Origin of the sequence: Propioniciclava flava (assembly GCF_004126535.1) — a bacterium.
GTDB classification, from domain to species: domain Bacteria; phylum Actinomycetota; class Actinomycetes; order Propionibacteriales; family Propionibacteriaceae; genus Propioniciclava; species Propioniciclava flava.
Genome location: NZ_PPCV01000004.1, coordinates 231859 through 255664 on the forward strand (window position 1 = coordinate 231859; position 23806 = coordinate 255664).

Below are 23806 nucleotides of genomic sequence, written 5' to 3' on the forward strand. Positions count from 1 at the left end.
CCACTGATCCCGTTCGTGCCTGCGCGCTGTGCCGCGCGCGCACGCCCTCATCCTCCTCGAAAGGCATTGCTATGTCCGCCTCCGCCACCGCGAGCACGACCACGAAGGCTCGCCGGCGCGTCCCGTTCTGGGCCCAGGTCCTGATCGGTCTCGTCGTCGGCGTCGTGCTCGGCTTCCTCGCCCGCACGTTCGCCCTCGGCTGGCTCACCGAAACCCTCAACACCGTCGGAACGATCTTCGTGCAACTACTGCGCGTCATCGTCGTCCCGCTGGTCCTCACCGCTTTGATCGTGTCGATCACGCAACTGCGCCACGTCGCCAACGCGGCGCGGCTGGCCGTCCAGACGCTCGTCTGGTTCGCCATCACCGCCTTGATCTCGGTCCTGATCGGCATCGGGATCGGCGTCCTTACCAACCCGGGCTCCTCGGCCACCATCAGCCTGGAGGGCGCACGAGCCTCCGGCACTCAGGGATCGTGGCTGGACTTCTTGAAGTCGCTGGTCCCGGCAAACTTCCTCGGCCTTGAGGTGTCCTCCCGCGTCACCCCGAGCGCCGACACGGTGTCCGTGGCGACCAGCCTGAACTTCAACGTGCTGCAGTTGGTCGTCATCGGGATCGCCCTGGGGGCCGCCGCTCTCGCGGTGGGTGCGAAGGCCGAGCCCTTCGTCAAGCTCGCTCAGTCGACCCTGGAGATCTTCCAGAAGCTGGTGTGGTGGATCATCCTCCTGGCCCCGATCGGTACCGCCGCACTCATCGGGAAGGCCATCGCCACCTACGGCTGGAATCTCCTGGCTCCCCTGGGAGTGTTCGCGCTCGACGTCTACCTGGGCTGCGCCCTCGTGCTCTTCGTGCTCTACCCGGTGCTGCTGAAGCTGCACGGGCTGTCCGTGCGCCGGTTCTTCGCGGGCGCCTGGGAGGCCATCACCTTCGCGTTCGTCTCTCGCGCCTCACTGGGGACGCTGCCCGTGACACAGGCCAACACCATCGACAAGCTCGGCGTCCCCAGCTCGTATGCCAGCTTCGCTGTCCCGCTGGGCGCGACGACGAAGATGGACGGATGCGCCGCGATCTACCCCGCCCTGGCCGCCATCACCGTGGCTCAACTCTTCGGGGTACCGCTGACGCTGCAGCACTACGTCCTCATCGCGTTCGTCGCGGTGGTGGGCTCCGCAGCCACAGCAGGGTTGACGGGCGCCATCGTCATGCTGACGCTGACGCTGTCCACCCTGGGGCTGCCGCTGGAAGGCGTCGGGTTGCTCCTGGCGATCGACCCCATCCTCGACATGGCACGGACGGCGACCAACGTGGCTGGCCAGGCCCTCGTCCCCACGATTGTGGCCAAGCGCAACGGCATCCTCGATGAGGATGTCTACAACGGACGCGTCAGCACCGCACCCCAACCCGAGCCGGCCCTCGCCTAGGGCCAGCAGAACCGTTCCGCCAGCTTTGCGTCCGGAGAGACCGGCGCGTAGGCTGGTGGATCGGCGTGGTCTGTCCATCACCGGACCGAGTGTGGTGGACGCGACGGGCCGCACCGCACCACCATCACAACTTCCAGTTATCGGAGCCCTACTACATGACCTCCACTCCTGAGGCCGCTCAGGTCGCAGTTGACGATTTCGCCACGGACGATGAGTTCGCCAGCGCTGTCGACGCCACAATCAAGTACTTCAACGACGGCGACATCGTCACCGGTACCGTCGTCAAGGTCGACCGGGACGAGGTCCTGCTCGACATCGGTTACAAGACCGAAGGGGTCATCCCCTCCAAGGAACTCTCCATCAAGCACGACGTCGACCCCTTCGAGGTCGTCGCCGTCGGTGATGAGGTCGAGGCCCTCGTTCAGCAGAAAGAGGACAAGGAAGGCCGTCTGATCCTGTCCAAGAAGCGGGCTCAGTACGAGCGCGCCTGGGGCACGATCGAGAAGATCAAGGAAGAAGACGGCGTCGTCACCGGCCGCGTCATCGAGGTGGTCAAGGGTGGCCTCATCGTCGACATCGGTCTGCGTGGCTTCCTGCCCGCCTCCCTGGTCGAGATGCGTCGCGTCCGCGATCTGCAGCCCTACGTGGGCCAGGAGATCGAGGCCAAGATCATCGAACTGGACAAGAACCGCAACAACGTGGTGCTGTCGCGTCGCGCGTGGCTCGAGCAGACCCAGTCCGAGGTGCGTCACAGCTTCCTCAACCAGCTCTCCAAGGGCCAGATCCGCAAGGGTGTCGTGTCCTCGATCGTCAACTTCGGCGCCTTCGTCGATCTGGGCGGCGTGGACGGCCTGGTGCACGTCTCCGAGCTGTCGTGGAAGCACATCGACCACCCGTCCGAGGTCGTCGAGGTTGGCCAGGACGTCACCGTCGAGGTGCTGGACGTCGACATGGACCGCGAGCGTGTCTCGCTGTCGCTGAAGGCGACCCAGGAAGATCCGTGGCAGACCTTCGCCCGGACCCACCAGATCGGTCACATCGTGCCCGGCAAGGTCACCAAGCTGGTTCCGTTCGGTGCGTTCGTCCGCGTGGGCGACGGCATCGAGGGCCTGGTCCACGTGTCCGAACTGGCCGAGCGCCACGTCGAGATCCCCGAGCAGGTCGTGTCGGTGGGCGACGAGGTCATGGTCAAGATCATCGACATCGACTTGGAGCGTCGTCGGATCTCGCTGAGCCTCAAGCAGGCCAACGAGGGCATCGACGTTGCGGCTGATGACTTCGATCCGTCGCTGTACGGCATGACCGCCAGCTACGACGACCAGGGCAACTACATCTACCCCGAAGGCTTCGATCCGGAGACCCAGGAGTGGAAGCCCGGTTACGAGGAGCAGCAGCGCGCATGGGAGCAGCAGTACGCTGAGGCCCAGGCTCGCTGGATCGCTCACAAGAAGCAGGTCGAAGACGCCGAGGCGGCCGAGAGCGCCGCGGCGCTGGACGCCAGCAACTCCGCGTCCTACTCCGCTGGCAGCGCTCCTGTCAGCAACCAGGAGGGTTCGCTTGCCTCGGATGAGGCCCTGCAGGCTCTCCGCGAGAAGCTCACCGGCGGCAACTGAGCCGCACGCTGATCGACGCAGCAGCCCCCGTTCCTTCATGGGAGCGGGGGCTGCTGCGTTCCCTGTCCCGGGTGCCGGGCCGCCGGGACGCGCAGCGCGGGTCCTCCCAGGTCCTCGGCGGCGTCGCGGCAGCCAGGCCACCCACGGCCGTGGGTGGCAACCCCACCGTCGTGGGCGGCGACGGTACTGAGGCGTGGCAGGATGGGCACTTGTGGGTGCGCGCATCGCTGTGACCGGAGGGATCGCCTCGGGAAAGTCCGCTGTGGCGGAGCTCTTGGCTCGTCATGGCGCTGTCATCATCGATTCTGACGCCGTGGCCCGTGAGGTTGTCGAACCTGGAACCCCCGCGCTCGACGCGATCGTGGAGCATTTCGGGCCCGGCATGCTCACCGCGGACGGTGCGCTGGACAGGGCTGCCTTGGCCCGCGTGGTCTTCGCGGATCCGGAGGCTCGTGCCGTCTTGGAGGGCATAACTCACCCCGCGATCCGCGAGCGCGCCGAATGGCTGAGGGCCCACGCCGAGCCTGGCGCGATCGTCATCGACGTGGTTCCCCTCCTGGTGGAGGCAGGCCTGGCCGAGCGCTTCGACCTCGTGATTGTGGTGGACGTCGACGAACAGACCCAACGTCGCCGGCTGATGGCGCGCAACGGCTTGAGCCAAGAGGAAGCAGAGTTGCGCATCGGTGCTCAGGCCTCGCGCCACCGCCGGTTGGCAGCGGCCGATGTGATCATCTCGAACGCGGGCGACCGTCACGCCTTGGAGGCGGCCGTCGACGAGCTGTGGGATCGCCTGCGTGCCCTGCGTGCAGGCACGGCCGTCTAGGCCCCACGCCCTGGGCGAACAGGCACGGTTCTGTCAGACCGCCCACCTAGTCTGGGGGTATGCGTCCCACCACCGACATCCAGCGCCGCGTCGCGCCCTTTGAAGTCCATGCCGACTTCGAGCCCGGGGGTGACCAGCCGGCGGCCATCGCGGAACTCGAGCGCCGCATCAAGGCCGGAGAACAGGACGTCGTCCTCCTCGGCGCTACGGGTACAGGGAAGACGGCGACCGTGGCCTGGTTGGCCGAGCGGCTTCAGCGCCCGATGCTGGTCATGCAGCCGAACAAGACCCTGGCGGCCCAGTTCGCCACCGAGTTGCGCCAGTTCTTCCCCGACAACGCGGTGGAGTACTTCGTCAGCTACTACGACTACTACCAGCCCGAGGCGTACGTCCCGCAGTCGGACACCTACATCGAGAAGGACTCCTCCCTGAACGAGGAGGTCGAACGCCTGCGCCACTCCGCGACCAACTCGCTGCTGACCAGGCGAGACGTCATCGTGGTGGCGACGGTCTCGGCGATCTACGGGCTGGGGACGCCGCAGGAGTACGTGGATCGGATGCTGCGGCTGCGGGTAGGCGAGGAGCACGACATGGAGTCGCTGGCCCGCTCGTTGGTGACCAACCAGTACGTTCGTAACGACCTCGCGGCCACGCGCGGCACCTTCCGGGTGCGTGGCGACACGATGGAGATCTTCCCGATGTATGAGGAGAACGCCGTCCGGGTGGAGTTCTTCGGTGACGAGATCGAAGCGTTGTCGACCCTGCACCCGCTCACGGGCGAGGTGCTGAGCGAAGACAACGAGGTCTACGTCTTCCCGGCCTCGCACTACGTTGCCGGGCCTGAGCGCATGGAGCGTGCGCTGACCGGCATCGAGGCCGAACTGGGGGAGCGCCTGACGACGCTGGAGGGCGAGAGCAAGCTGCTGGAGGCCCAACGGTTGCGGATGCGCACTGGCTACGACATCGAGATGATGCGTCAGATCGGTACCTGCTCGGGTATCGAGAACTATTCGCGTCACATTGATGGCCGTGGTCCGGGGACGCCCCCGAACTGCCTGCTGGACTACTTCCCTGAGGATTTCGTCCTCGTGGTGGATGAGTCGCACGTCACCATCCCGCAGATCGGTGGCATGTACGAGGGCGACATGTCGCGTAAGCGAACGCTGGTCGACTTCGGCTTCCGGCTGCCCAGCGCCATGGACAACCGGCCCTTGCGGTTCGAGGAGTTCACCGAGCGGATTGGGCAAACGGTCTACCTGTCGGCGACGCCGGGGCCCTACGAGATGGCCAAGGGGGACGGCTATGTCGAGCAGGTCATCCGCCCCACCGGCTTGATCGATCCGGAGATCATCGTGAAGCCCACCAAGGGGCAGATCGACGACCTCATGGCAGAAATCCGCCCGCGCGTGGAACGCAACGAGCGGGTGCTCGTCACGACGTTGACGAAGAAGATGGCCGAAGACCTGACCGACTACCTCGTCGAGAACGGCATCCGGACCCGCTACCTGCACTCCGAGGTCGACACCCTCAAGCGCATCGAGCTTCTTCGGGATCTGCGGTTGGGGAGCTACGACGTTTTGGTCGGCATCAACCTGCTGCGCGAGGGGCTCGACCTTCCCGAGGTGTCGCTGGTGGCGATCCTGGACGCCGACAAGGAAGGCTTCCTCCGCTCGGAGCGCTCGCTGATCCAGACGATTGGGCGTGCGGCCCGTAACGTCGGCGGCCAGGTGCACATGTATGCCGACAAGATGACGCCGTCGATGGAGGCGGCCATCGACGAGACCAACCGGCGTCGCGACAAGCAGATCGCCTACAACACCGAGCATGGGATCGACCCGCAGCCGTTGCGCAAGAAGATCGCCGACATCACCGAGATGCTGGCTCGTGAGGACGCGGACACCCGTTCGGTGGTCGGCACTTTCGGGGACAAGCAGACTTCACCGGTGCCCGCGAAGAAGGGGGAGCGCGATCTCTCGGCGCTCCCCACCTCGGAGTTGGCCTCCCTGGTCCACGAACTCACCGATCAGATGCATGCTGCTGCACGCGAGTTGCAGTTCGAAACCGCTGCGCGCTTGCGGGACGAGGTCGCCGATTTGAAGAAGACGATCCGTCAGGTCGTCGAGGCCACGAAGTAGACCCCCGGCACGGGTGTCGACGGCCCCGGGGGCGGCCCCCCGGGTCGTCTCAGCCTGCGTGGGTGCAGGTCAGGAGCGTCCCGCGGAACGAGGTGTCAGTGGAGAAGGTCGCCGTGAACTGGTCCGTGCCGGTGCGTTCGATGCCCACGGCCTCGGTGAACGCCCCATCGGGGTGCTGGTTGGGGGTGACCACGACGACCCCCGCCACAACCTCAACCTGGGGAGGATAGGGCAGGGCCACTCCGTGGTACTGGCAGGTGTAGGGGCCGTCTGGCAGTGGACGTACCGACCACAGGTAGACGCCTGCCACGATCAGCGCCGCCAGCACCACGGCTCCCGCGATGATCCACCCGGTATGGACTCTCATGATGGTGACTCCGTTCTCGGCCTCAGCGGCGTGGCGCGGACGGGGGCATCATCGCATGGCCCCAGGGGGCGTCCGGCCTGGCTTGTCGTGGACTGTAGGACAGCAACATGAACGATGAGTGCGCGGCGGTCTGTCGCCGCGAGGCCGCTGACCAGCCTGAGTGTCGAGGGGTGGACGCCGTGTGCGGAGCCCTTCACCAGCCGCGGGCGCGCCACTCGTCGAGGTGGCCGCGCTCGGCGCCCAGGGTCGTGGGCGCCCCGTGACCGGGCCACACGACCGTGTCGTCGTCGAATCGGGCGAATACCTTGGCCTCAAGGTCGTCCATGAGCGAGGTGAAGTCCGCGGGGCTCGTCGTCTTGCCTGGGCCGCCGGGAAACAGGGAATCGCCGGTGAACAACTGCACCGGGCCGTCATCGTCGGGGATGTAGGCCAGGGCAATGGATCCCGGGGTGTGGCCGACCAGGCCGATCACCTCCATCGATGCCTCCCCCACGCGAAGGGTGTCGCCGTCCCAGACGCGCTCATCTATCGTGACGCCCGTCGCTGCTTCGATGGCGTCCGCATCGGGGGCGCCGGCGACCAGACGCGCGCCGGTGGTGGCCGCCATCGCTGCCAGCGCCTCAATGTGGTCGTGGTGCCGGTGGGTCGTGACGAGGGTGCGCACCGGAGTGCCGTCCACCAGGGCGGTCAGCGTGTCTGGTTCAGCCGCTGCATCGATGAGCAGGCCTTCGCCCGCGTCGGTGAGGAGGTAAGAGTTGTTGGCCATGGGGCCCACGAGGACGCTGACGATATCCATGCCTCCATGGTGCCATCGCCTGCCACCGGGGTTGCAGATGACCCTGCCCGTCCGCGTGGCAGGAGCGCGCGTCAGCCTGCCAGGGGGAAGAGGACCGGAGCTTGCGTGCTGTCGGGCAGGCCGGAGGTCGAGTTCCAGGTGAGGCCGTCGCCTGCCGTGCGGCCGGTGAGCCACGCCCACAAGGCAGGGTCTGGGCCGGAGAACGTGATGCGTTCACCGACGCCCCCCAGCGAGGCGGTCACGCCGCTGTCGGAGGTGAGATCCACTGAGGGAAGGGTCGGATCGTCGCGCATGAGCAGCAGCGTCCATTGCAACAGCCAGCCACCCGGGATCGGATCAACGTCCTGCCACCCGAAACCCGAATCCAGATCGAGGTGATGCAGCGTGATCTCCTGGAGCCGAATCAGCGTGATCACCGACAGGGGAAACTCCCCGGCGGGGAGGCGGACGGGCACCATCCAGTCCTCGACACGATCCATCAGGCGGGCCAACTCGCCTGCTGCCGTGTCCAGATCGACATGCAGTTCCAACCCGCTGCGCTCGGCTCCGCGCTCGATGTCGTTGAACTTCAAAATCTCGGACGGATACAGGGGAGCGGGGTCACCCATCAGCGTCGCGGAGAGGACACGACGTAACGCGTCGGCGTTGCGTGCGATGTGCGTCGCCACATGGGCGCGGCTCCACCCGGGCAGGAGGGACGGCGCGTGCCACTGTTCCTCGTCGAGGGCGATGGTGTCGCGCAACAGCGATTGGGTGGCCAATGAGATCCGCTTGAGGGCTGGATCCACCTGGCCCTGGTTGAGGATCGCGAGCATGGTGTCACCCTAGCGGGGAGGGACGTCTGCCCGGGGGAGCCCGTCCCAAGAATTGTCTGAGGGAACACCTACGATGAGCAGGTGACTGAACGACTGATCGTGGCCGGCGCGCGTGAGCACAACCTTCGCAACGTCAGCCTGGAACTCCCTCGAGACGCCCTGATCGTGTTCACGGGCCTCTCGGGATCCGGGAAGTCCTCCCTGGCCTTCGACACGATCTTCGCCGAAGGCCAGCGCCGCTACGTGGAATCGTTGTCCGCGTACGCGCGCCAGTTCCTGGGGCAGATGGACAAGCCGGACGTGGATTTCATTGAGGGCCTGTCCCCGGCGGTGGCGATCGATCAGAAGTCCACCAGCAAGAATCCCCGTTCGACGGTCGGGACGATCACGGAGATCTACGACTACTTGCGCCTGCTGTATGCGCGCATCGGGCATCCGCACTGTCCGATCTGTGGCGCGACGATCTCCCGTCAGTCGCCTCAGCAGATCGTGGACCGTCTTCTGGAACTACCCGAGGGCACCCGCTTCATGGTCCTGGCTCCCGTGGTCCGGGGGCGCAAAGGCGAGCACACCGAACTGCTGCGCTCGTATGTGACCCAGGGCTTCACGCGCGTCCAGATCGATGGCGAGATCCACCCCTTGTCAGCGCTTCCCGAACTTGACAAGCAGAAGCGGCACAACATTGAGGTCGTCGTCGACCGATTGGCGGTCAAGCCGACGATCAAGCAACGGCTCACGGATTCGGTGGAGACGGCCCTCGGGCTGGCCGACGGGGTCATCGAGGTGGAGTTCGTCGACCTGCCCGCTGAGGATCCCCAGCGGGTGCGGCGCTACTCCGAGAAGCTGGCGTGCCCCAACGGTCACGACATCTCCTTGGAGGAATTGGAGCCCCGGCAGTTCTCGTTCAATGCGCCGTGGGGTGCGTGCCCGGTGTGCTCAGGGCTGGGCACCAAGATGGAGGTGGACGCCGACCTGATCGTCCCCGATACCTCGCGGAGCCTGGCCGAGAATGCGATCGCGCCCTGGAGCACCGTCTACGTGTCGGGCTACTTCCAGACCATTTTCGCCACGCTGGCGGCCGAGCGAGGCTTTAGCGTCAACACCCCTTGGGAGGAACTCACCCCCGCGGTGAAGAACCTGATCCTCAACGGCATCAAGGGCAAGATCAAGGTCACCCACGTCAATCGTCACGGGCGCTCCACGACGTACAACGCCTCGTTCGAAGGGGCGATCCCCTACGTGCGGCGACGTTTCGCGGAGGCCGAATCCGACAACAGCCGCGAACGGTTTGCCGGGTACATGCGCGAGATTCCTTGTGAAGCCTGCGGTGGCGCCCGTCTCAAACCGACCTCCTTGGCCGTGACCATCGGCGATCTCAACATCGCCGAGGTTGCCGGTTTGTCGATCGACAAGGCCCAGGAGTTCATGCGCGGGCTGCACCTGACCGAGCGGGAGGCGTCCATCGCCCACCGTGTCGTCAAGGAGATCAATGAGCGCCTGCGGTTCTTACTGGATGTCGGCCTGGATTACCTCACCCTCGCGCGTCCGGCGGCCACGCTGTCGGGCGGGGAGGCGCAGCGCATTCGCTTGGCGACCCAGATCGGATCTGGTTTGGTCGGGGTGCTGTATGTGCTGGATGAGCCGTCCATCGGGCTCCACCAGCGCGACAACCGACGACTCATCGAGACGCTGGTGCGGCTGCGGAATCTGGGTAACACGCTGATCGTCGTCGAGCACGACGAGGATACCATTCGCACCGCCGACTACGTCGTCGACATTGGTCCTGGCGCGGGTGAGCATGGCGGCAAGGTAGTCGTGGCCGGATCGGTGGAGGATCTGCTGGCCAACCCGGAGTCGCTGACGGGCGCCTATCTGTCGGGGCGGCGCGTCATTCCGGTGCCCGCGGTGCGGCGTCCGGGCAACGGCAAGAAGATCACGATCGTGGGCGCGACCGAGAACAATCTGCGCGATGTCACCGTCGACATTCCCTTGCAGCAGTTCGTTGCCGTAACGGGAGTGTCGGGCTCGGGCAAGTCGTCGCTGATCAACCAGATCCTCTCGAAGGCGCTGGCCCGGCACTTGTACAACGCCAAGGATGTCCCGGGCCATCACAAGCGGATCCTCGGTCTCGACGAGATCGACAAGGCCATCCATGTCGATCAGTCACCCATCGGTCGTACCCCTCGCTCCAACCCCGCCACCTACACCGGGGTGTTCGACCGCATCCGCAAGTTGTTCGCCGAGACCCCAGAGGCGAAGGCCCGCGGTTATCAGCCAGGTAGGTTCAGCTTCAACGTCAAGGGCGGACGGTGCGAGAACTGTTCGGGCGACGGCACGATCAAGATCGAGATGAACTTCCTCCCCGACGTGTATGTGCCCTGCGAGGTGTGCCACGGCGCCCGTTACAACCGCGAGACCCTCGAGATTCGCTACAAGGCCAAGACGATCGCCGAAGTCCTCGACATGCCGATCGAGGAGGCGGTGGAGTTCTTCGCACCCATCAACGCGATCAAGCGCTATCTCGCCACGCTGGTGGATGTCGGCTTGGGGTACGTCCGGCTGGGGCAGCCCGCGACCACGCTGTCGGGTGGCGAGGCTCAGCGGGTGAAGCTCGCCACCGAATTGCAGCGTCGGTCCACAGGGCGAACGATCTACATCCTCGACGAGCCCACCACCGGCCTGCACTTCGAAGACATCAACAAGCTGTTGGGTGTCTTGAATCGCCTGGCCGACCAGGGCAACACGGTGCTGGTCATCGAGCACAACCTGGACGTGATCAAGTCGGCTGACTGGGTCATCGACATGGGGCCGGAAGGCGGCTCGCGGGGCGGTGAGGTCGTCGCCGTCGGTACGCCCGAACAGGTCGCTGCAAACCCGGCGAGCCACACCGGCGCATACTTGGCGCCACTGCTCACCCCCTCCGCTGCGTGAGGGGGACCAGGCGACAGGCGTGCCGCCAGCAGGCCGCCTGCCTCAGCGTCGGGCAAGCGGCCTCAGACAGGGGTCTAGCTAGCGGAGATCTTTACTTCGGCGCCCTCGAGTACCGCAGTGGCAGGACGCAGCGGCTTGGTGGCGGGGCCCTTCGTAACCGAACCGTCCACGATGGAGAAGTTAGCCCCATGGCAGCGGCACACGATGTTGGGGCCCTCGATCGACGAGACGGGGCAACCCTGGTGGGTGCAGGTCTTGTTGAAGGCCTTGAACTCGCCGGCTGTGGGTTGGGTCACCACGAACGCCGCGTTGTCCAGGATTTTCCCGCCCCCGACAGGGATCGAATCGACCGGGACCGACAGCGTCGCGGAGGTGCCCGGTGCAGGCGCACCGCCACCCGAAGCGCCCCCGGAGGGGGTGCAGCCCGACGTCACGGCGCTGGTGCCGACGGCCAGGGCCGCCAGGCCCGCGGAGGTGAGGAAGGTGCGACGATCCGGAGTCATGCGCCCACCCTAGCCCGCCTAGACTTGCCCTATGGCTGACCCGGCGAGCTACCGTCCCGCACCCGGGACGATTCCCACTCAGCCTGGCGTCTACCGGTTCAGCGATCCGTCCGGGACCGTCATCTATGTCGGCAAGGCCAAGAACCTGCGCCAACGCCTCAACTCATATTTCGCCGATCCCGCCAACCTGCACTTTCGCACGCAGACGATGGTCCGCACGGCGGCCAAGGTGGAGTGGACAGTCGTCCAAAACGAGTTGGAATCGCTCCAACTCGAATACACCTGGATCAAGCAGTACGACCCGCGGTTCAACATCAAGTACCGCGATGACAAGACCTACCCGTGGGTGTGCATCACAGCCTCCGACGAGTTCCCGCGCGTCTTCGTGGGCCGGGGTGCCCACAAGAAGGGCTACCGCTACTTCGGCCCCTACGCGCAGGCGTGGGCGATCCGCGACACCGTCGACTCCCTGCTGCGGATCTTCCCGATGCGCTCATGTACCAACGGCGTCTTCCGCAGTGCGAAGTCAAGCGGGCGCCCCTGCCTCCTTGGCTATATCGGCAAGTGTTCCGCCCCCTGCGTGGGCCGGATCGACGCGGACGCCCACCGGGCCATCGTCGAGGAGATGAGCGACTTTCTCGCGGGGAACACCAACCGCATCGTGCGACGCATGCGGCGCGCGATGCAGATGGCGTCCGACAACCTGGAGTTTGAGAAGGCGGCGATGTTGCGCGATCAACTCGCCGCTTTGGAGTCCGCGACGGAGAAGAACGCGATCGTCTTGCCCGACGGCACTGACGCCGATGTGATCGCGCTCGCGGCCGACGACCTCGAGGTGGCCATCCAGGTTTTCCATGTGCGTGGCGGTCGGGTGCGCGGGGAGCGCGGCTGGGTTGCCGACCGTGCCGACGACTCCACCTTGGAGGAACTGGTTGAGACGTTCTGCCTTCAGCTCTACGCCGGACCGGACGGCTCCGTCACCTCCGGGGCGGTTCCGCGCGAGGTGTTGCTCCCGGTCCCGCCCGCTTCGGGTGAGGCGCTCGAAGATCTCCTCGCTGAGGCGCGGGGCTCCCGGGTTCATGTCCACGTTCCTCAGCGGGGCGACAAGCGGGTGCTGCTCGACACGGTGGCGCGTAACGCAGCCGAGGCGCTGATGCTGCACAAGACCAAGCGGGCGTCCGACCTGTCGACTCGCAATCGTGCCCTGGAGGAGATCGGCGAAGCGCTCGGGTTGGAGTCCCCGCCGCTGCGCATCGAGTGCTACGACATCTCTCACCTCCAAGGCACGGAGGTCGTCGGGTCGATGGTCGTGTTCGAGGACGGGCTGCCGCGCAAGTCGGAGTACCGGCGCTTCATCATCAAGACCGTTGAGGGCAGCAACGACGTCGGCGCCATGCATGAGGTCATCACGCGTCGGTTCCGTCGCTACCTGGAGGACCAGGCGTCGCTGACCGGGGAGGACGCCGTCTTGAAGGACGCCACGACCGGAGCCGCACGCAAGTTCGCTTACAAGCCGTCCCTGCTGGTCGTCGATGGTGGCGCCCCGCAGGTCGCCGCAGCCCAGGCGGCCATGGAGGAACTCGGCATCGTGGATGTCCCCGTGGTCGGGCTCGCCAAGCGCCTGGAAGAGGTCTGGATCCCTCAGGAGGAGTTTCCGCTCATCTTGCCGCGCACCTCGGAGGGGCTCTACCTGCTGCAGCGTGCCCGCGATGAGGCGCACCGCTTCGCGATCACCCACCATCGGGGACGCCGGAGCAAGTCGATGGTTGACTCGCTGCTCGACGAGGTTCCGGGCCTGGGAGAGTTGCGCCGCAAGGCGGTCGTGCAGCACTTCGGTTCGCTGCGTAAGCTGCGCGCCGCGCATCTGGACGACATTGCGGCGGTTCCGGGTATCGGGCCCAAGACGGCGTTGGCCATCAAACTCGCCCTCGATGCCGAACCGGCCGGCGAGGCGATCAACACGGCCACGGGGGAGATCCTTCCTACCTAAGCCGGCGGGGGAGCGACGAGAGGGCACGCCTGCCCCCCACGCGGGAGGGAAGGGCGGCGGACGCGCCATAATGGCGCCATGATCGAGCCACCCATCAGGTTCCTCGCCATCACGGGCATGTCGGGCGCAGGCCGACGCAGCGTCGCCCACACCCTGGAGGATCTGGGGTGGTACGTGGCCGACAACCTTCCCCCCACGATGCTGCCGACCTTCGTGGACGTGGCCACCGCGGCGGGTTATGACCGGGTGGCCGTGGTGCTGGACGTGCGCACCCGTGTGGAGTTCGACAGCATCCCCGCAGCCTTCGAGGCGTTGCAGTTCAAAGGGATCTTGCCCCAAATCATCTTCGTCGAGGCGTCCGACGCTGTGATCGTGCGTCGGCAGGAGTCCGTCCGCCGGCCCCATCCTCTGCAAGGCGACGGCGCGCTGCTGGACGGCATCCGGCGCGAGCGAGAGATGCTCGCTGTGCTGCGCGCGGCGGCCGACATCGTGATCGACACCTCCGCCATCAACGTGCACCAGTTGTCTGATCGCGTCGCGTACGCCTTCAGCAGTTCCGATGATCGAGCGTTCAAGCTCACCCTCATGTCGTTCGGCTTCAAGAACGGCATCCCGATCGATGCGGACATGGTGCTGGATGTTCGCTTCCTGCCCAACCCGCATTGGGTACCGGAACTGCGCCCCCAGACGGGTCTATCCCTGGCGGTCTCCTCCTACGTGCTGGGCCAAGAGGGTGCCCAGGCGTGGCAGGAGGAAATCGCGGCCCTGCTGGGGACGGTGATCCCGGGCTATCAGCGTGAGGGAAAGCGGGTGGCCACCGTGGCCATCGGCTGCACCGGCGGCAAGCATCGCTCCACCGCGATGACGGAAGAACTCGCACGGCGCCTGCGCGCGGAGGGCCTTTCCGTCCACGTCGATCACCGCGACCTGGGGCTCGAATGAGCGGGCCATTGGCGGAGCGAGTCCCTGCCGTCGTCGCTTTGGGGGGCGGGCACGGCTTGGCCGCGTCGCTGCGGGCTCTGCGGCGCGTCACCAGTGACCTCACCGCGATCGTGACGGTCGCCGATGACGGCGGTTCCTCGGGCCGGTTGCGCGAGCAGTTCGACATCCTTCCCCCGGGCGACCTGCGGATGGCGTTGGCCGCCTTGTGCGGTGATGACCGGGACGGACGCCTGTGGGCTGACGTGCTGCAGTCCCGGTTCGGCGGGGAGGGCCCCTTGGCCGGTCATGCCATCGGCAACCTCCTCATCGCCGGGATTTGGCAGCGACTCGGCGACGCGGTGAGCGGCTTGGACATGGTGGCGCGCCTACTCGACGTCCAAGGCCGCGTCTTGCCGATGGCCTCGGTGCCGCTGCTCATCGAAGCGGACGTGGTAGGTCGGGATGCGGCGCACCCGGACGCCGTCAGCGTGGTACGCGGCCAGGCGCACGTTGCGAAGACTCCGGGCGTGCAGGAGGTGCGGCTCGTGCCAGCGTCGCCGCCCGCCTGTCCCGAGTCGGTGGAGGCGGTGCGGCATGCCGACTACATCGTGCTGGGGCCCGGATCGTGGTTCACGTCTGTCTTGGTTCACCTGCTGGTCCCCGAGATGGCGGAGGCCGTCGTGACGACGTCGGCACGGCGCATCCTCACGATGAACCTCGCCCCGGCCGATGAGACGCAAGGGTTTTCCCCGTCGCACCACCTGGAGGTGCTCGCCGAGCATGCCCCCGGCCTGCGCCTGGACACCATCGTGTGTGATGCGGCCTATGTGGACCAGGATCCTCAGTTTCGTCGGCAGGCGGCCGCGCTGGGCGCCGAGGTGGTCTCGGCGCCGCTGCGCGTGCTGGACGGCAGCCCTAGTCATGACGTGAACCGACTCGCATCGGTCTACTCGGACGTCATCGGCCACTAAGCTCCCGGCCATGGCGTTGACACCTGAGGTGAAGGCGGAGCTCGCGGCCGTCCCCGTGACGAAACCTGCGTGCCGCAAAGCTGAGGTGGCTGCCCTGCTGCGGTTCGCCGGGAGCCTCCACATTGCTGGCGGCAAGATCATGGTCGAGGTCGATCTGGACACTGGCGCGGCGGCGCGCCGACTGCGCACGGCGATCGCCGATCTGTTCGGGCTCACCTGTGAGTTCGTCGTGGTGACTCCCACGGGGCTGCGTCGCACGACGCGCTACGTGGTCCGACTCATCCGCGATGGCGATTCCCTGGCCCGTCAGACGGGCCTGATCGATTCCCACGGCCGTCCGGTGCGCGGGATGCCCGCTGCCGTGGTCGGTGGCGGCTTGGATGTCGCCACGGCGGTGTGGCGAGGCGCGTTCTTAGCGCATGGATCCTTGACTGAGCCGGGACGCTCCATGTCTATGGAGGTCACGTGCCCCGGCTCGGAGGCCGCGCTCGCCCTCGTGGGCGCTGCGCGCCGCCTCGATGTCAGCGCCAAGGCCCGCGAGGTACGGGGGGTGGACCGCGTCGTCATCCGCGACGGTGACGCCATCGCCACGATGCTGACCAGGCTGGGTGCCCACGAGACGCTGCTGAAGTGGGAAGAACGCCGGATGCGGCGAGAGATCAAGGCCTCGGCGAACAGGCTGGCTAACTTCGACGACGCGAACTTGCGTCGCTCGGCTCGCGCCGCGGTCGCGGCGGGGGCTCGTGTGGAACGCGCGCTGGAGATTCTGGGCGAGGACGTGCCCGACCATCTGCGCACGGCTGGTCTGCTGCGCTTGGAGCACAAGCAGGCCAGCCTCGAAGAGTTGGGCCAGCTTCATGAGCCGCCGTTGACGAAGGACGCCGTCGCTGGCCGCATCCGTCGTTTGCTGGCGACCGCAGACAAGCGGGCCCTGGATGAGGGGATCCCCGGGACCGAAGCGAGCCTCACCCCGGACATGCTCGAAGACGACTAACAGTGCGCAGTTGGGACGCCGGTGATCGAGGGGTGGACAACTGACGTTCACCCGATGAGTCCGGCCGATGTTGGGTAACATGGAGGCCGTCCAGTTCTCGTCTCCTCAGTGACGAGATTCCTTATCGAAGGAGACCCATTACATGACTGTGAAGGTTGGCATCAACGGCTTCGGCCGCATTGGCCGCAACTTCCTCCGCGCCCTGCTGGCTTCCGGCGCGGACGCCGAAGTGGTCGCCGTGAACGACCTGACCGACAACAAGACGCTGGCTCACCTGTTGAAGTACGACTCGATCCTGGGTCGCTTCCCCGGCGAGGTCACCTTCGACGAGGAGTCCATCACCGTCGACGGCAAGACGATCCGCGTCTTCGAAGAGCGCGACCCCGGCAAGCTGGATTGGGCTTCGGTCGGCGCTGACGTCGTCGTCGAGTCCACCGGTCGCTTCACCAAGGCTGAGGACGCCAAGGCGCACCTCAACGGTGGGGCCAAGAAGGTCGTCATCTCCGCGCCTGCCAAGGGCGAGGACATCACGATCGTGATGGGCGTCAACGAAGGCGATTACAACGCCGCGACCGACACCATCATCTCGAACGCGTCCTGCACCACGAACTGCCTGGCCCCGATGGCCAAGGTTCTCGACGAGACGGTCGGCATCGAGCGTGGCCTCATGACCACGATCCACGCCTACACCGCGGATCAGAACCTGCAGGATGGCCCGCACAGCGACCTGCGTCGCGCCCGCGCCGCCGCCCTGAACATCGTTCCCACCAAGACCGGTGCCGCTGCTGCGGTTGCGCTGGTCCTGCCGGAGCTCAAGGGCAAGTTCGACGGCTACGCGCTGCGTGTCCCGGTCCCGACCGGTTCGGCCACCGACCTCACCTTCGTCGCGAAGAAGGAGACCTCCGTCGAGGAGATCAACGCCGCGCTGAAGGCTGCTGCCGAGGGCCCGCTGAAGGGCATCCTGTCCTACACCGAGGATCCGATCGTCTCCAAGGACATCGAGACCGATCCCCACTCCTGCATCTTCGATGCCGGCCTGACCAAGGTCATCGGCAACCTGGTGAAGGTCGTGGGCTGGTACGACAACGAGTGGGGCTACTCCAACCGCCTCGTCGACCTGGTTGTCCTGGTCGGCAAGAGCCTCTGATAACCCAACCCCCATCCTGACCCTGAAAGGCGTATCCAGGTGAGAACCATCAACGATCTGGGCGATCTTCACGGCAAGCGCGTGCTGATCCGCTGCGATTTCAACGTCCCGCTGGACGGTCAAACGATCACCGACGACGGGCGGATCAAGGCGGCACTGCCGACCTTGACGCAGCTCACCCAGGCGGGTGCCAAGGTCGTCGTGATGGCTCACCTGGGTCGCCCCAAGGGGCAGGTGAACGAGAAGTACTCCCTGGCGCCGGTCGCCGCGCGCCTGGGAGAGCTCATCGACGCTGACGTGACGTTGGCGGGCGACGTCGTCGGCCCCGCCGCGCACGCAGCCGTCGAGGCGCTCACCCCCGGCAACATCGTGTTGCTGGAGAACGTTCGCTTCGAGCCCGCCGAGGAGTCCAAGGTGGACGCCGAGCGCGAGGCGCTGGCCGCACAGTACGCGCAGTTCGGCGACGTGTTCGTGTCCGACGGCTTCGGCGTCGTGCACCGCAAGCAGGCCTCGGTCTACGACATCGCCAAGCTGCTCCCCAGCGGCGCAGGTCACCTGGTGGCCAAGGAGGTCGAGGTTCTGAAGAAGCTCACCGAGGCCCCGGAGCGCCCCTATGTGGTCGTGCTCGGCGGCGCCAAGGTGGCCGACAAGCTCTCGGTGATCGACAACCTGCTGAAGGTCGCCGACACCCTGATCATCGGCGGCGGCATGGGATACACCTTCCTCAAGGCAAAGGGCTACGAGGTGGGTTCCTCGATCCTGGACGCCGAGAAGGTCGATGTCGTCAAGGGCTACATGGAGCAGGCGCAGGCCCAGGGCAAGCAGATCCTCATCCCGGTCGACACCGTTGTGTCGCCCGAGTTTGGTGAGGGCGCTGGCATCGAGGTCGTCGACTCCGACAAGATCCCTGCCGACAAGATGGGGCTCGATATCGGCCCCAAGACCGCCGCGCTCTACGCCGAGGCGATCAAGGGCGCCAAGACGGTCTTCTGGAACGGCCCGATGGGCGTGTTCGAGATGCCGTCCTTCGCCGCAGGCACCAAGGCCGTCGCGCAAGCGCTGGCCGATTCCGATGCGTTCTCCGTGGTCGGCGGCGGGGACTCCGCCGCGGCCGTTCGTCAGCTCGGCTTCGCCGATGACGAGTTCGGCCACATCTCCACCGGTGGCGGCGCGTCGCTGGAGTACCTCGAGGGCAAGTCGCTCCCGGGCCTGGACGTTTTGGAAGGTAACTGACACCGTGTCGAACCGCACCCCGCTGATCGCGGGCAACTGGAAGATGAACCTCAACCACGTTGAGGCTGCCGGACTGGTGCAGAAGCTCGCGTGGACGCTGGCCGATGCGAAGTACGACCCGAGCAAGTCCGAGGCGGCGCTGCTGGTGCCGTTCACCGACCTGCGCACGGTGCAGACCCTCATCGAGGGCGACAAGCTGCCGCTGCAGTTCGGTGCCCAGGACATCTCGGTGCACGACAAGGGCGCTTACACCGGTGAGGTGTCGGCGGACATGTTGGCCAAGCTCAACTGCAGCTACGTCGTCGTCGGGCACTCGGAGCGTCGTGAGTACCACGGCGAGACCGACGCCCTGATCAACGAAAAGGCGAAGGTTGCTCTGGCCGCGGGCATCACGCCCATCATCTGCGTCGGTGAGAAGCTGGACGTCCGCAAGGCAGGCGAGCAGGTTCCCTTCGTCTTGGCGCAGATCGATGCGGTGTTGGCCGGGCTGACGGCCGAGCAGGTCGCCTCCCTGGTGATCGCCTACGAGCCCGTGTGGGCGATCGGCACCGGCGAGGTGGCGACCCCCGAGGATGCCCAGGAGGTCTGCGGCGCGATCCGCGTCCGTGTCGGTGAACTGCTCGGTGCGGAAGCGGCCGAGAAGGTCCGCATCCAGTACGGCGGCTCGGTGAAGGCCGGAAACGTCGTCGCGATCATGGCCCAGCCCGATGTGGATGGCGCTTTGGTGGGTGGCGCATGCCTGGTGGCAGAGGAGTTCGCGCAGATCGTGCTCTTCTACGCCGCAGCCTGACGCTCGCGTCGAAACGTCACGAGGCCCCGACCGACTGGTCGGGGCCTCGTCGCATCTAGGTTAGAATGGCTGGGTGATGGTGTTGCCCCTGCTCACGTGGCCGATTATGACGGTGTCGATCCTGCTGATCCTCACCTCGTTGGCCCTGGCGCTTTTCGTCCTGCTGCACAAGAACCGGGGCGGCGGTATGTCCGACCTGTTTGGCGGCGGCATGTCGACGACGATGGGCGGCACCTCCGTGGCAGAGCGTAACCTCGACCGGCTGACCATCATCATCGGTGTCTTGTGGCTCGCTTGCGTGCTCGGCCTGCTGACGCTGTACCGCTGGTTCCCCGACGTCGGCGTCTTGGGCTAACTCCGCACCCCTGTTTTCTGCTTGTTTCGTCTCAACACGTCGTTTGGAGAGGTTCATTCGTGGCTGGTGGTAGTGCGATCCGTGGGAGCCGAGTGGGGGCTGGCCCGATGGGTGAGGCCGAGCGTGGCGATGCCGCGCCGCGTCTGTACATTTCGTTCTTTTGCAGCAACGGGCACGAGACGCGCCCTGCTTTCGCGGCTGAAGCGCAGATTCCCGAAGAGTGGGATTGCCCCCGCTGCGGGCTGCCCGCGAACCGGGACGCCGAGAACCCGCCGCCGCCCCCGAAGATCACCCCGTACAAGACGCACCTGGCTTATGTGAAGGAGCGTCGCTCCGACGACGAAGCGAAGGCGATTCTCGCAGAGGCGTTGGATTCGCTGCGGAGCCGTCGCGCCGCAGGCGAAGTCATCTACTGAGCGCAACGGCGGCGGGCGTGAGCGGGCTGCGGATGTGGCGTCTGGATCCCGGATCGCCGCATCCGCCCTTTGAGCAGATCAAAGCTCAGATCAGCGAAGGTCGCGCCACCGGTGCGCTTGCGGCCGGTTTCCGGCTGCCCCCGGTTCGACGGCTGGCCGAGGAACTTGGGCTTGCCGCTAACACGGTGGCCCGCGCCTACCGCGAACTCGAATCAGAGGGCGTGATCGAAACGCGAGGCCGGGCGGGCTCCTTCGTCACGGGTGAGTCCGTGGCCCTGAGCACTCTCGACACGGCGGCGGCCCTGTTTTGGGCCCAGGCTCAAGAGTTGGGGTTCGACCTGTCCGTAGCGGGCGAAGCGTTGAGGCGCGCAGCGAAGGCCTAGAAACTGCAGGAATGGTAGGGCAGCAGCCCGGCCGCAGCCCTGTCCACCAGCCACAGCGTCGCGTCGCGCCCGCGGACGACCCCCGCAGGAATGGCAGGATCGCCAGCCACGGAGGCCTCGACCGCCACAGCCTTCTCCTCCCCAGCCACCAGGTACCACACCTCGCGGCTGCGATTGAGCGTCTCTACCGTCAAGGAGATGCGTGAGGGCGGCCCCAGGGGAGCGTCGTTCACGCCGATCACCGAATGCCCTTGCAGGGCGAAAGACGGGTGGTCGGGGAAGATGGAGGCGACGTGGCCGTCCACCCCCATACCCAGCAGGGTGACGTCGAAGACGGTGTCGCCGAGTTCCTTGGCGTAGGCGGCGGCGGAGGCGTCACTGTCAGCGATGCCATCGGCTGCCGGCATGGGGTGCGTCATGGACGCGATCATGGGCAGCTTGCGCGCCAGGATCGCCAGCGTGTGGCCCGCGTGCCGGGTCGGATCCTCGGTCGGCACGAAACGCTCATCGCCCCACCAGATCTCGACGCGTGCCTGATCTAACCCAAAGTCGTCGGCCAGATCGGCGAACACCTCGTAGATGCGGTTCGCGATCCTGCCCCCCGTCAGACAAAGCCGGACGGGCTCGTCTTGGGTGGCCTGCAACCCGACGAGGTGACGCATGAGCCGTTCCGCCGTCGCGTCCGTGAGGTCCGCGCTGGTGGCGTATCGCCACACCTGCTCCATGTCAGCTCCCGGAAGTGAACTGGGTCAACGAATCATCCGAGGCCAACTCTGCCATGGTCGCGGTGAAGACGTGGTCAGACTCGAGGACACGCAACTCTTCGGTGATCAGGGCCGGAACTTCCCTCCGACGCAACGCCACGGCCAACGTGGGGGAGTCTGGGGCGCTGAAGGTAGCCATCTTCCCGTCGGTGCGGGTCACGCGGACCTCGCCCTCATCCGTGGTCAGCGTGACTTGGCTGATGCCCGGGCCGGCGTTCGCGTCGAACGTCACATCCACTCCGAGCCTGGAACGCAGCCAGGCCGCCAGGAGCAGGCCGGGGGCGTTGTGAGCGTCGGCGTGAACTGAACCCGACAGCACTGTTCCGCGGGGCCTGTCCAAGGCGGAGGCCAGCAATGCGCGCCACGGCGTGAGACGCGTCCACGTCAGGTCGGTGTCCCCGGGAGCCAGACAGCAGGCGCGCTCGACGAGAGCCGCAACCGGATCTTCGGATCCCATGGCGTCGGTGATGCGACGCGACGCCAAGACCCCGATGTCATCGGTGGAGGGATGCGCGGGCCCAGCACCTGGCCACCACGCGATGACAGGGCTGTCCGGTAGCAGCAGGGGCAGCAGCGCGGAAGCCTTGTGCTGGGCGACCTCGCCGTGGAACTTCAGCGTGATCACTTCGCCGGGAACGTCTTGTCCGATCTGGATCTCGGCGTCCATACGGTCGCTGCGCGAGGAACCGTCCGTGGCGATGATGATGCGCGAGGGGTGCTCTCGCCCCGCCTCCAAACATGCATCCCTCACTTCGTCGACGTCGGCGGCGTCAGCGACCACCAGCAGGGTGAACACCATGCCGGAGCCTGCGCCCAGGTTGTGACGGATCTCGCTGATCGCGGTCTGGACTCCCGCCGAAGTGGTGCCCTTGATAGTGGTGATCATCGTCGCCCCTCCTACGGCCGTCGCCAGACGAAGCCGTCGCGTTCCAGCATGGTCTTCCCGCTCGGCGGCCCCCAGGTGCCCGCCGCGTACCCTTCGGGCTGTGTGTTCTTGTCCGCCCAGTAGTCGAGGATCGGATCCAGAATCTTCCAACTCAACTCGACCTCGGTGTGCTGGGGGAACAGCGGCGGGTCGCCCAGCATCACGTCCAGGATGAGGCGTTCGTACGCCTCCGGGCTGGATTCGGCAAAGCTCGTGCCGTAGTTGAAGTCCATCGTGACGTCCCGAATCTCCATAGGGGTGGCCGGAACCTTCGCGCCGAACCGCAAGGCGACGCCCTCATCAGGCTGGATGCGCAGCACCAGCGCGTTCGCGCCGAGTTGCTCGGTGTCATTGAGATGGAACGGCAGGTGCGGAGCAGGCTGCATCATGAGGGCCACCTCCGTGACGCGGCGGGGCATCCGCTTGGCGGCACGCAGGTAGAACGGGACGCCCGCCCACCGCCGGTTATCGATGTCGACGCGGAACGCCGCATAGGTCTCGGTCTGTGAGTCATGCGGGATCCCGTCTTCTTGCAGGTAGCCCTTGACGCGTTCGCCACCGGCCCAACCGGCCGTGTACTGGCCTCGGGCTGTATGAGACTTCAGGCTCCGGGGAGCCCGCGCGGCAGCCAGCAGCTTCTCCTTCTCGGCGCGTAGGTTCCCCGCCTCGAAAGAGGTGGGTTCCTCCATGGCTACGAGCGCCAACAACTGCAGCAGGTGATTCTGGATGACGTCGCGGGCCGCGCCGATGCCGTCGTAGTAGCCCGCCCGGCCCCCGATGCCGATGTCCTCGGCCATGGTGATCTGGACGTGGCTCACGTAGTTGCGATTCCAGATCGACTCGAACAACTGGTTAGCAAAGCGCAGAGCCAGCAGGTTCTGCACGGTTTCCTTGCCCAGGTAGTGGTCGATCCGGAACACGTCATTGGAGTTGAAGACGCTGGAGACGCGTTGCTCCAACTCCCTGGCGCTGGCCAGATCGTGCCCGAAAGGTTTTTCGATGACGACCCGGCTCCACGGTCGCGTCGAGGTCTTGTCGACCAACGAATGTCGGCGCAGTTGCTCGATGACCTGATCGAAACCTGCCGGGGGAATCGAAAGGTAGAAAACGTGGTTGCCTTCAGTTCCCTGAGCGGCATCGACCTCGGTGAGGGTGCTGCGCAGCGCCTCGAAGCCCTCCGCAGAGTCAAAAGCCCCGGAGACGAACCGCAACCCCTCGGCGAGTTGCCGGAAGACCTCAGCCCGGAAAGGGGTGCGCGCGTGGGCCTTGACCGATTCGCTGACGTAGTCGGTGAATTGCTCGGTGTCCCAGTCGCGGCGTCCGTACCCCACGAGAGCGAAGCCGGGAGGCAACAGGCCTCGATTGGCCAAGTCGTAGATGGCTGGCAGGAGCTTTTTCTGCGCAAGATCGCCGGTCACCCCGAACATCACCAGGGCGCAAGGCCCGGGCACTCGGGGCAACCGGCGATCGGTTGCGTCACGCAGGGGATTCGTCACGGAATCGGTCACTTGCC

Annotated in this window: 21 protein-coding genes and 1 pseudogene; 15 read left to right on the top strand and 7 right to left on the bottom strand. The window is 66.2% G+C overall.

Annotation, left to right across the window (positions count from 1 at the left end):
• Positions 1–71 precede the first annotated feature (71 nt).
• The 4 genes from C1706_RS07555 to uvrB all read left to right on the top strand — a co-directional run bounded on the left by C1706_RS07555 (position 72) and on the right by uvrB (position 5992).
• Positions 72–1421, top strand: a complete 1350-nt coding sequence (locus C1706_RS07555) for a dicarboxylate/amino acid:cation symporter (protein ID WP_129458614.1) — start codon at positions 72–74, stop codon at positions 1419–1421.
• Positions 1422–1576: 155 nt separating this feature from the next.
• Positions 1577–3034, top strand: coding sequence for a 30S ribosomal protein S1 (rpsA, locus tag C1706_RS07560; protein ID WP_129458615.1), 1458 nt, complete (start codon positions 1577–1579; stop codon positions 3032–3034).
• A gap of 211 nt (positions 3035–3245) precedes the next feature.
• Entirely contained in the window at positions 3246–3857 is a 612-nt protein-coding gene (gene coaE / locus C1706_RS07565; protein ID WP_129458616.1) for a dephospho-CoA kinase, read from the top strand.
• A gap of 59 nt (positions 3858–3916) precedes the next feature.
• Positions 3917–5992 (top strand): excinuclease ABC subunit UvrB, encoded by a 2076-nt coding sequence (gene uvrB, locus C1706_RS07570; RefSeq protein WP_129458617.1) that lies wholly within the window; start codon positions 3917–3919, stop codon positions 5990–5992.
• A 49-nt stretch (positions 5993–6041) separates the two neighbouring features.
• On the opposite strand, the gene C1706_RS07575 is transcribed toward uvrB, so the two are convergent.
• The 3 genes from C1706_RS07575 to C1706_RS07585 form a co-directional block, all read right to left on the bottom strand.
• Complete coding sequence (locus tag C1706_RS07575) at positions 6042–6359, bottom strand: hypothetical protein (protein WP_129458618.1); 318 nt, start codon at positions 6357–6359, stop codon at positions 6042–6044.
• Between the two features lie 193 nt (positions 6360–6552).
• On the bottom strand, positions 6553–7155 hold the full coding sequence (locus tag C1706_RS07580) for an MBL fold metallo-hydrolase (protein WP_129458619.1): 603 nt from the start codon (positions 7153–7155) through the stop codon (positions 6553–6555).
• Positions 7156–7226: 71 nt separating this feature from the next.
• A complete protein-coding gene (locus C1706_RS07585; RefSeq protein WP_129458620.1) occupies positions 7227–7970 on the bottom strand; it encodes a maleylpyruvate isomerase family mycothiol-dependent enzyme in 744 nt (247 codons plus the stop codon).
• Between the two features lie 81 nt (positions 7971–8051).
• Here C1706_RS07585 and uvrA point away from each other — a divergent pair.
• Positions 8052–10883: pseudogene (gene uvrA / locus C1706_RS07590) on the top strand (excinuclease ABC subunit UvrA); the annotation flags it as partial.
• A gap of 92 nt (positions 10884–10975) precedes the next feature.
• On the opposite strand, the gene C1706_RS07595 reads toward uvrA, so the two are convergent.
• On the bottom strand, positions 10976–11404 hold the full coding sequence (locus C1706_RS07595) for a Rieske (2Fe-2S) protein (protein ID WP_129458622.1): 429 nt from the start codon (positions 11402–11404) through the stop codon (positions 10976–10978).
• A 31-nt stretch (positions 11405–11435) separates the two neighbouring features.
• Between C1706_RS07595 and uvrC the strand changes: the two genes are divergently transcribed.
• The 10 genes from uvrC to C1706_RS07645 all read left to right on the top strand — a co-directional run bounded on the left by uvrC (position 11436) and on the right by C1706_RS07645 (position 20604).
• Positions 11436–13394: an excinuclease ABC subunit UvrC gene (uvrC, locus tag C1706_RS07600; protein WP_129458623.1), complete on the top strand. Its 1959-nt coding sequence runs from the start codon at positions 11436–11438 to the stop codon at positions 13392–13394.
• A 78-nt stretch (positions 13395–13472) separates the two neighbouring features.
• Positions 13473–14336, top strand: coding sequence for an RNase adapter RapZ (gene rapZ / locus C1706_RS07605; RefSeq protein WP_129458624.1), 864 nt, complete (start codon positions 13473–13475; stop codon positions 14334–14336).
• Positions 14333–15286 (top strand): gluconeogenesis factor YvcK family protein, encoded by a 954-nt coding sequence (locus C1706_RS07610; protein WP_129458625.1) that lies wholly within the window; start codon positions 14333–14335, stop codon positions 15284–15286. Before rapZ ends, C1706_RS07610 begins: the two co-directional genes overlap by 4 nt.
• A 10-nt stretch (positions 15287–15296) precedes the next feature.
• Positions 15297–16280 (top strand): DNA-binding protein WhiA, encoded by a 984-nt coding sequence (whiA, locus tag C1706_RS07615; RefSeq protein WP_129458626.1) that lies wholly within the window; start codon positions 15297–15299, stop codon positions 16278–16280.
• 142 nt (positions 16281–16422) lie between these two features.
• On the top strand, positions 16423–17427 hold the full coding sequence (gap, locus tag C1706_RS07620) for a type I glyceraldehyde-3-phosphate dehydrogenase (protein WP_129458627.1): 1005 nt from the start codon (positions 16423–16425) through the stop codon (positions 17425–17427).
• Positions 17428–17466: 39 nt separating this feature from the next.
• Positions 17467–18660 carry a phosphoglycerate kinase gene (locus C1706_RS07625; RefSeq protein ID WP_129458628.1) on the top strand — a complete coding sequence of 398 codons (1194 nt, stop codon included), beginning with the start codon at positions 17467–17469 and terminating at the stop codon, positions 18658–18660.
• A 4-nt stretch (positions 18661–18664) separates the two neighbouring features.
• Positions 18665–19450, top strand: a complete 786-nt coding sequence (tpiA, locus tag C1706_RS07630; RefSeq protein WP_284690558.1) for a triose-phosphate isomerase — start codon at positions 18665–18667, stop codon at positions 19448–19450.
• Between the two features lie 76 nt (positions 19451–19526).
• Entirely contained in the window at positions 19527–19805 is a 279-nt protein-coding gene (gene secG, locus C1706_RS07635; RefSeq protein WP_129458703.1) for a preprotein translocase subunit SecG, read from the top strand.
• Between the two features lie 59 nt (positions 19806–19864).
• The gene (locus tag C1706_RS07640; protein ID WP_129458630.1) at positions 19865–20221 is read left to right on the top strand and encodes an RNA polymerase-binding protein RbpA; all 357 of its coding nucleotides are present in this window, start codon (positions 19865–19867) and stop codon (positions 20219–20221) included.
• 17 nt (positions 20222–20238) lie between these two features.
• On the top strand, positions 20239–20604 hold the full coding sequence (locus tag C1706_RS07645) for a GntR family transcriptional regulator (protein WP_241653484.1): 366 nt from the start codon (positions 20239–20241) through the stop codon (positions 20602–20604).
• Here C1706_RS07645 and pgl read toward each other — a convergent pair.
• From pgl to zwf, 3 genes are read right to left on the bottom strand one after another with little or no spacing between them, the layout of a single operon-like run.
• Entirely contained in the window at positions 20601–21329 is a 729-nt protein-coding gene (gene pgl / locus C1706_RS07650) for a 6-phosphogluconolactonase (protein ID WP_129458631.1), read from the bottom strand. The genes C1706_RS07645 and pgl overlap by 4 nt on opposite strands.
• A 1-nt stretch (position 21330) precedes the next feature.
• Positions 21331–22254, bottom strand: a complete 924-nt coding sequence (locus tag C1706_RS07655) for a glucose-6-phosphate dehydrogenase assembly protein OpcA (protein ID WP_129458632.1) — start codon at positions 22252–22254, stop codon at positions 21331–21333.
• Positions 22255–22265: 11 nt separating this feature from the next.
• Positions 22266–23801 (bottom strand): glucose-6-phosphate dehydrogenase, encoded by a 1536-nt coding sequence (gene zwf, locus C1706_RS07660; protein WP_129458633.1) that lies wholly within the window; start codon positions 23799–23801, stop codon positions 22266–22268.
• Positions 23802–23806 lie beyond the last annotated feature (5 nt).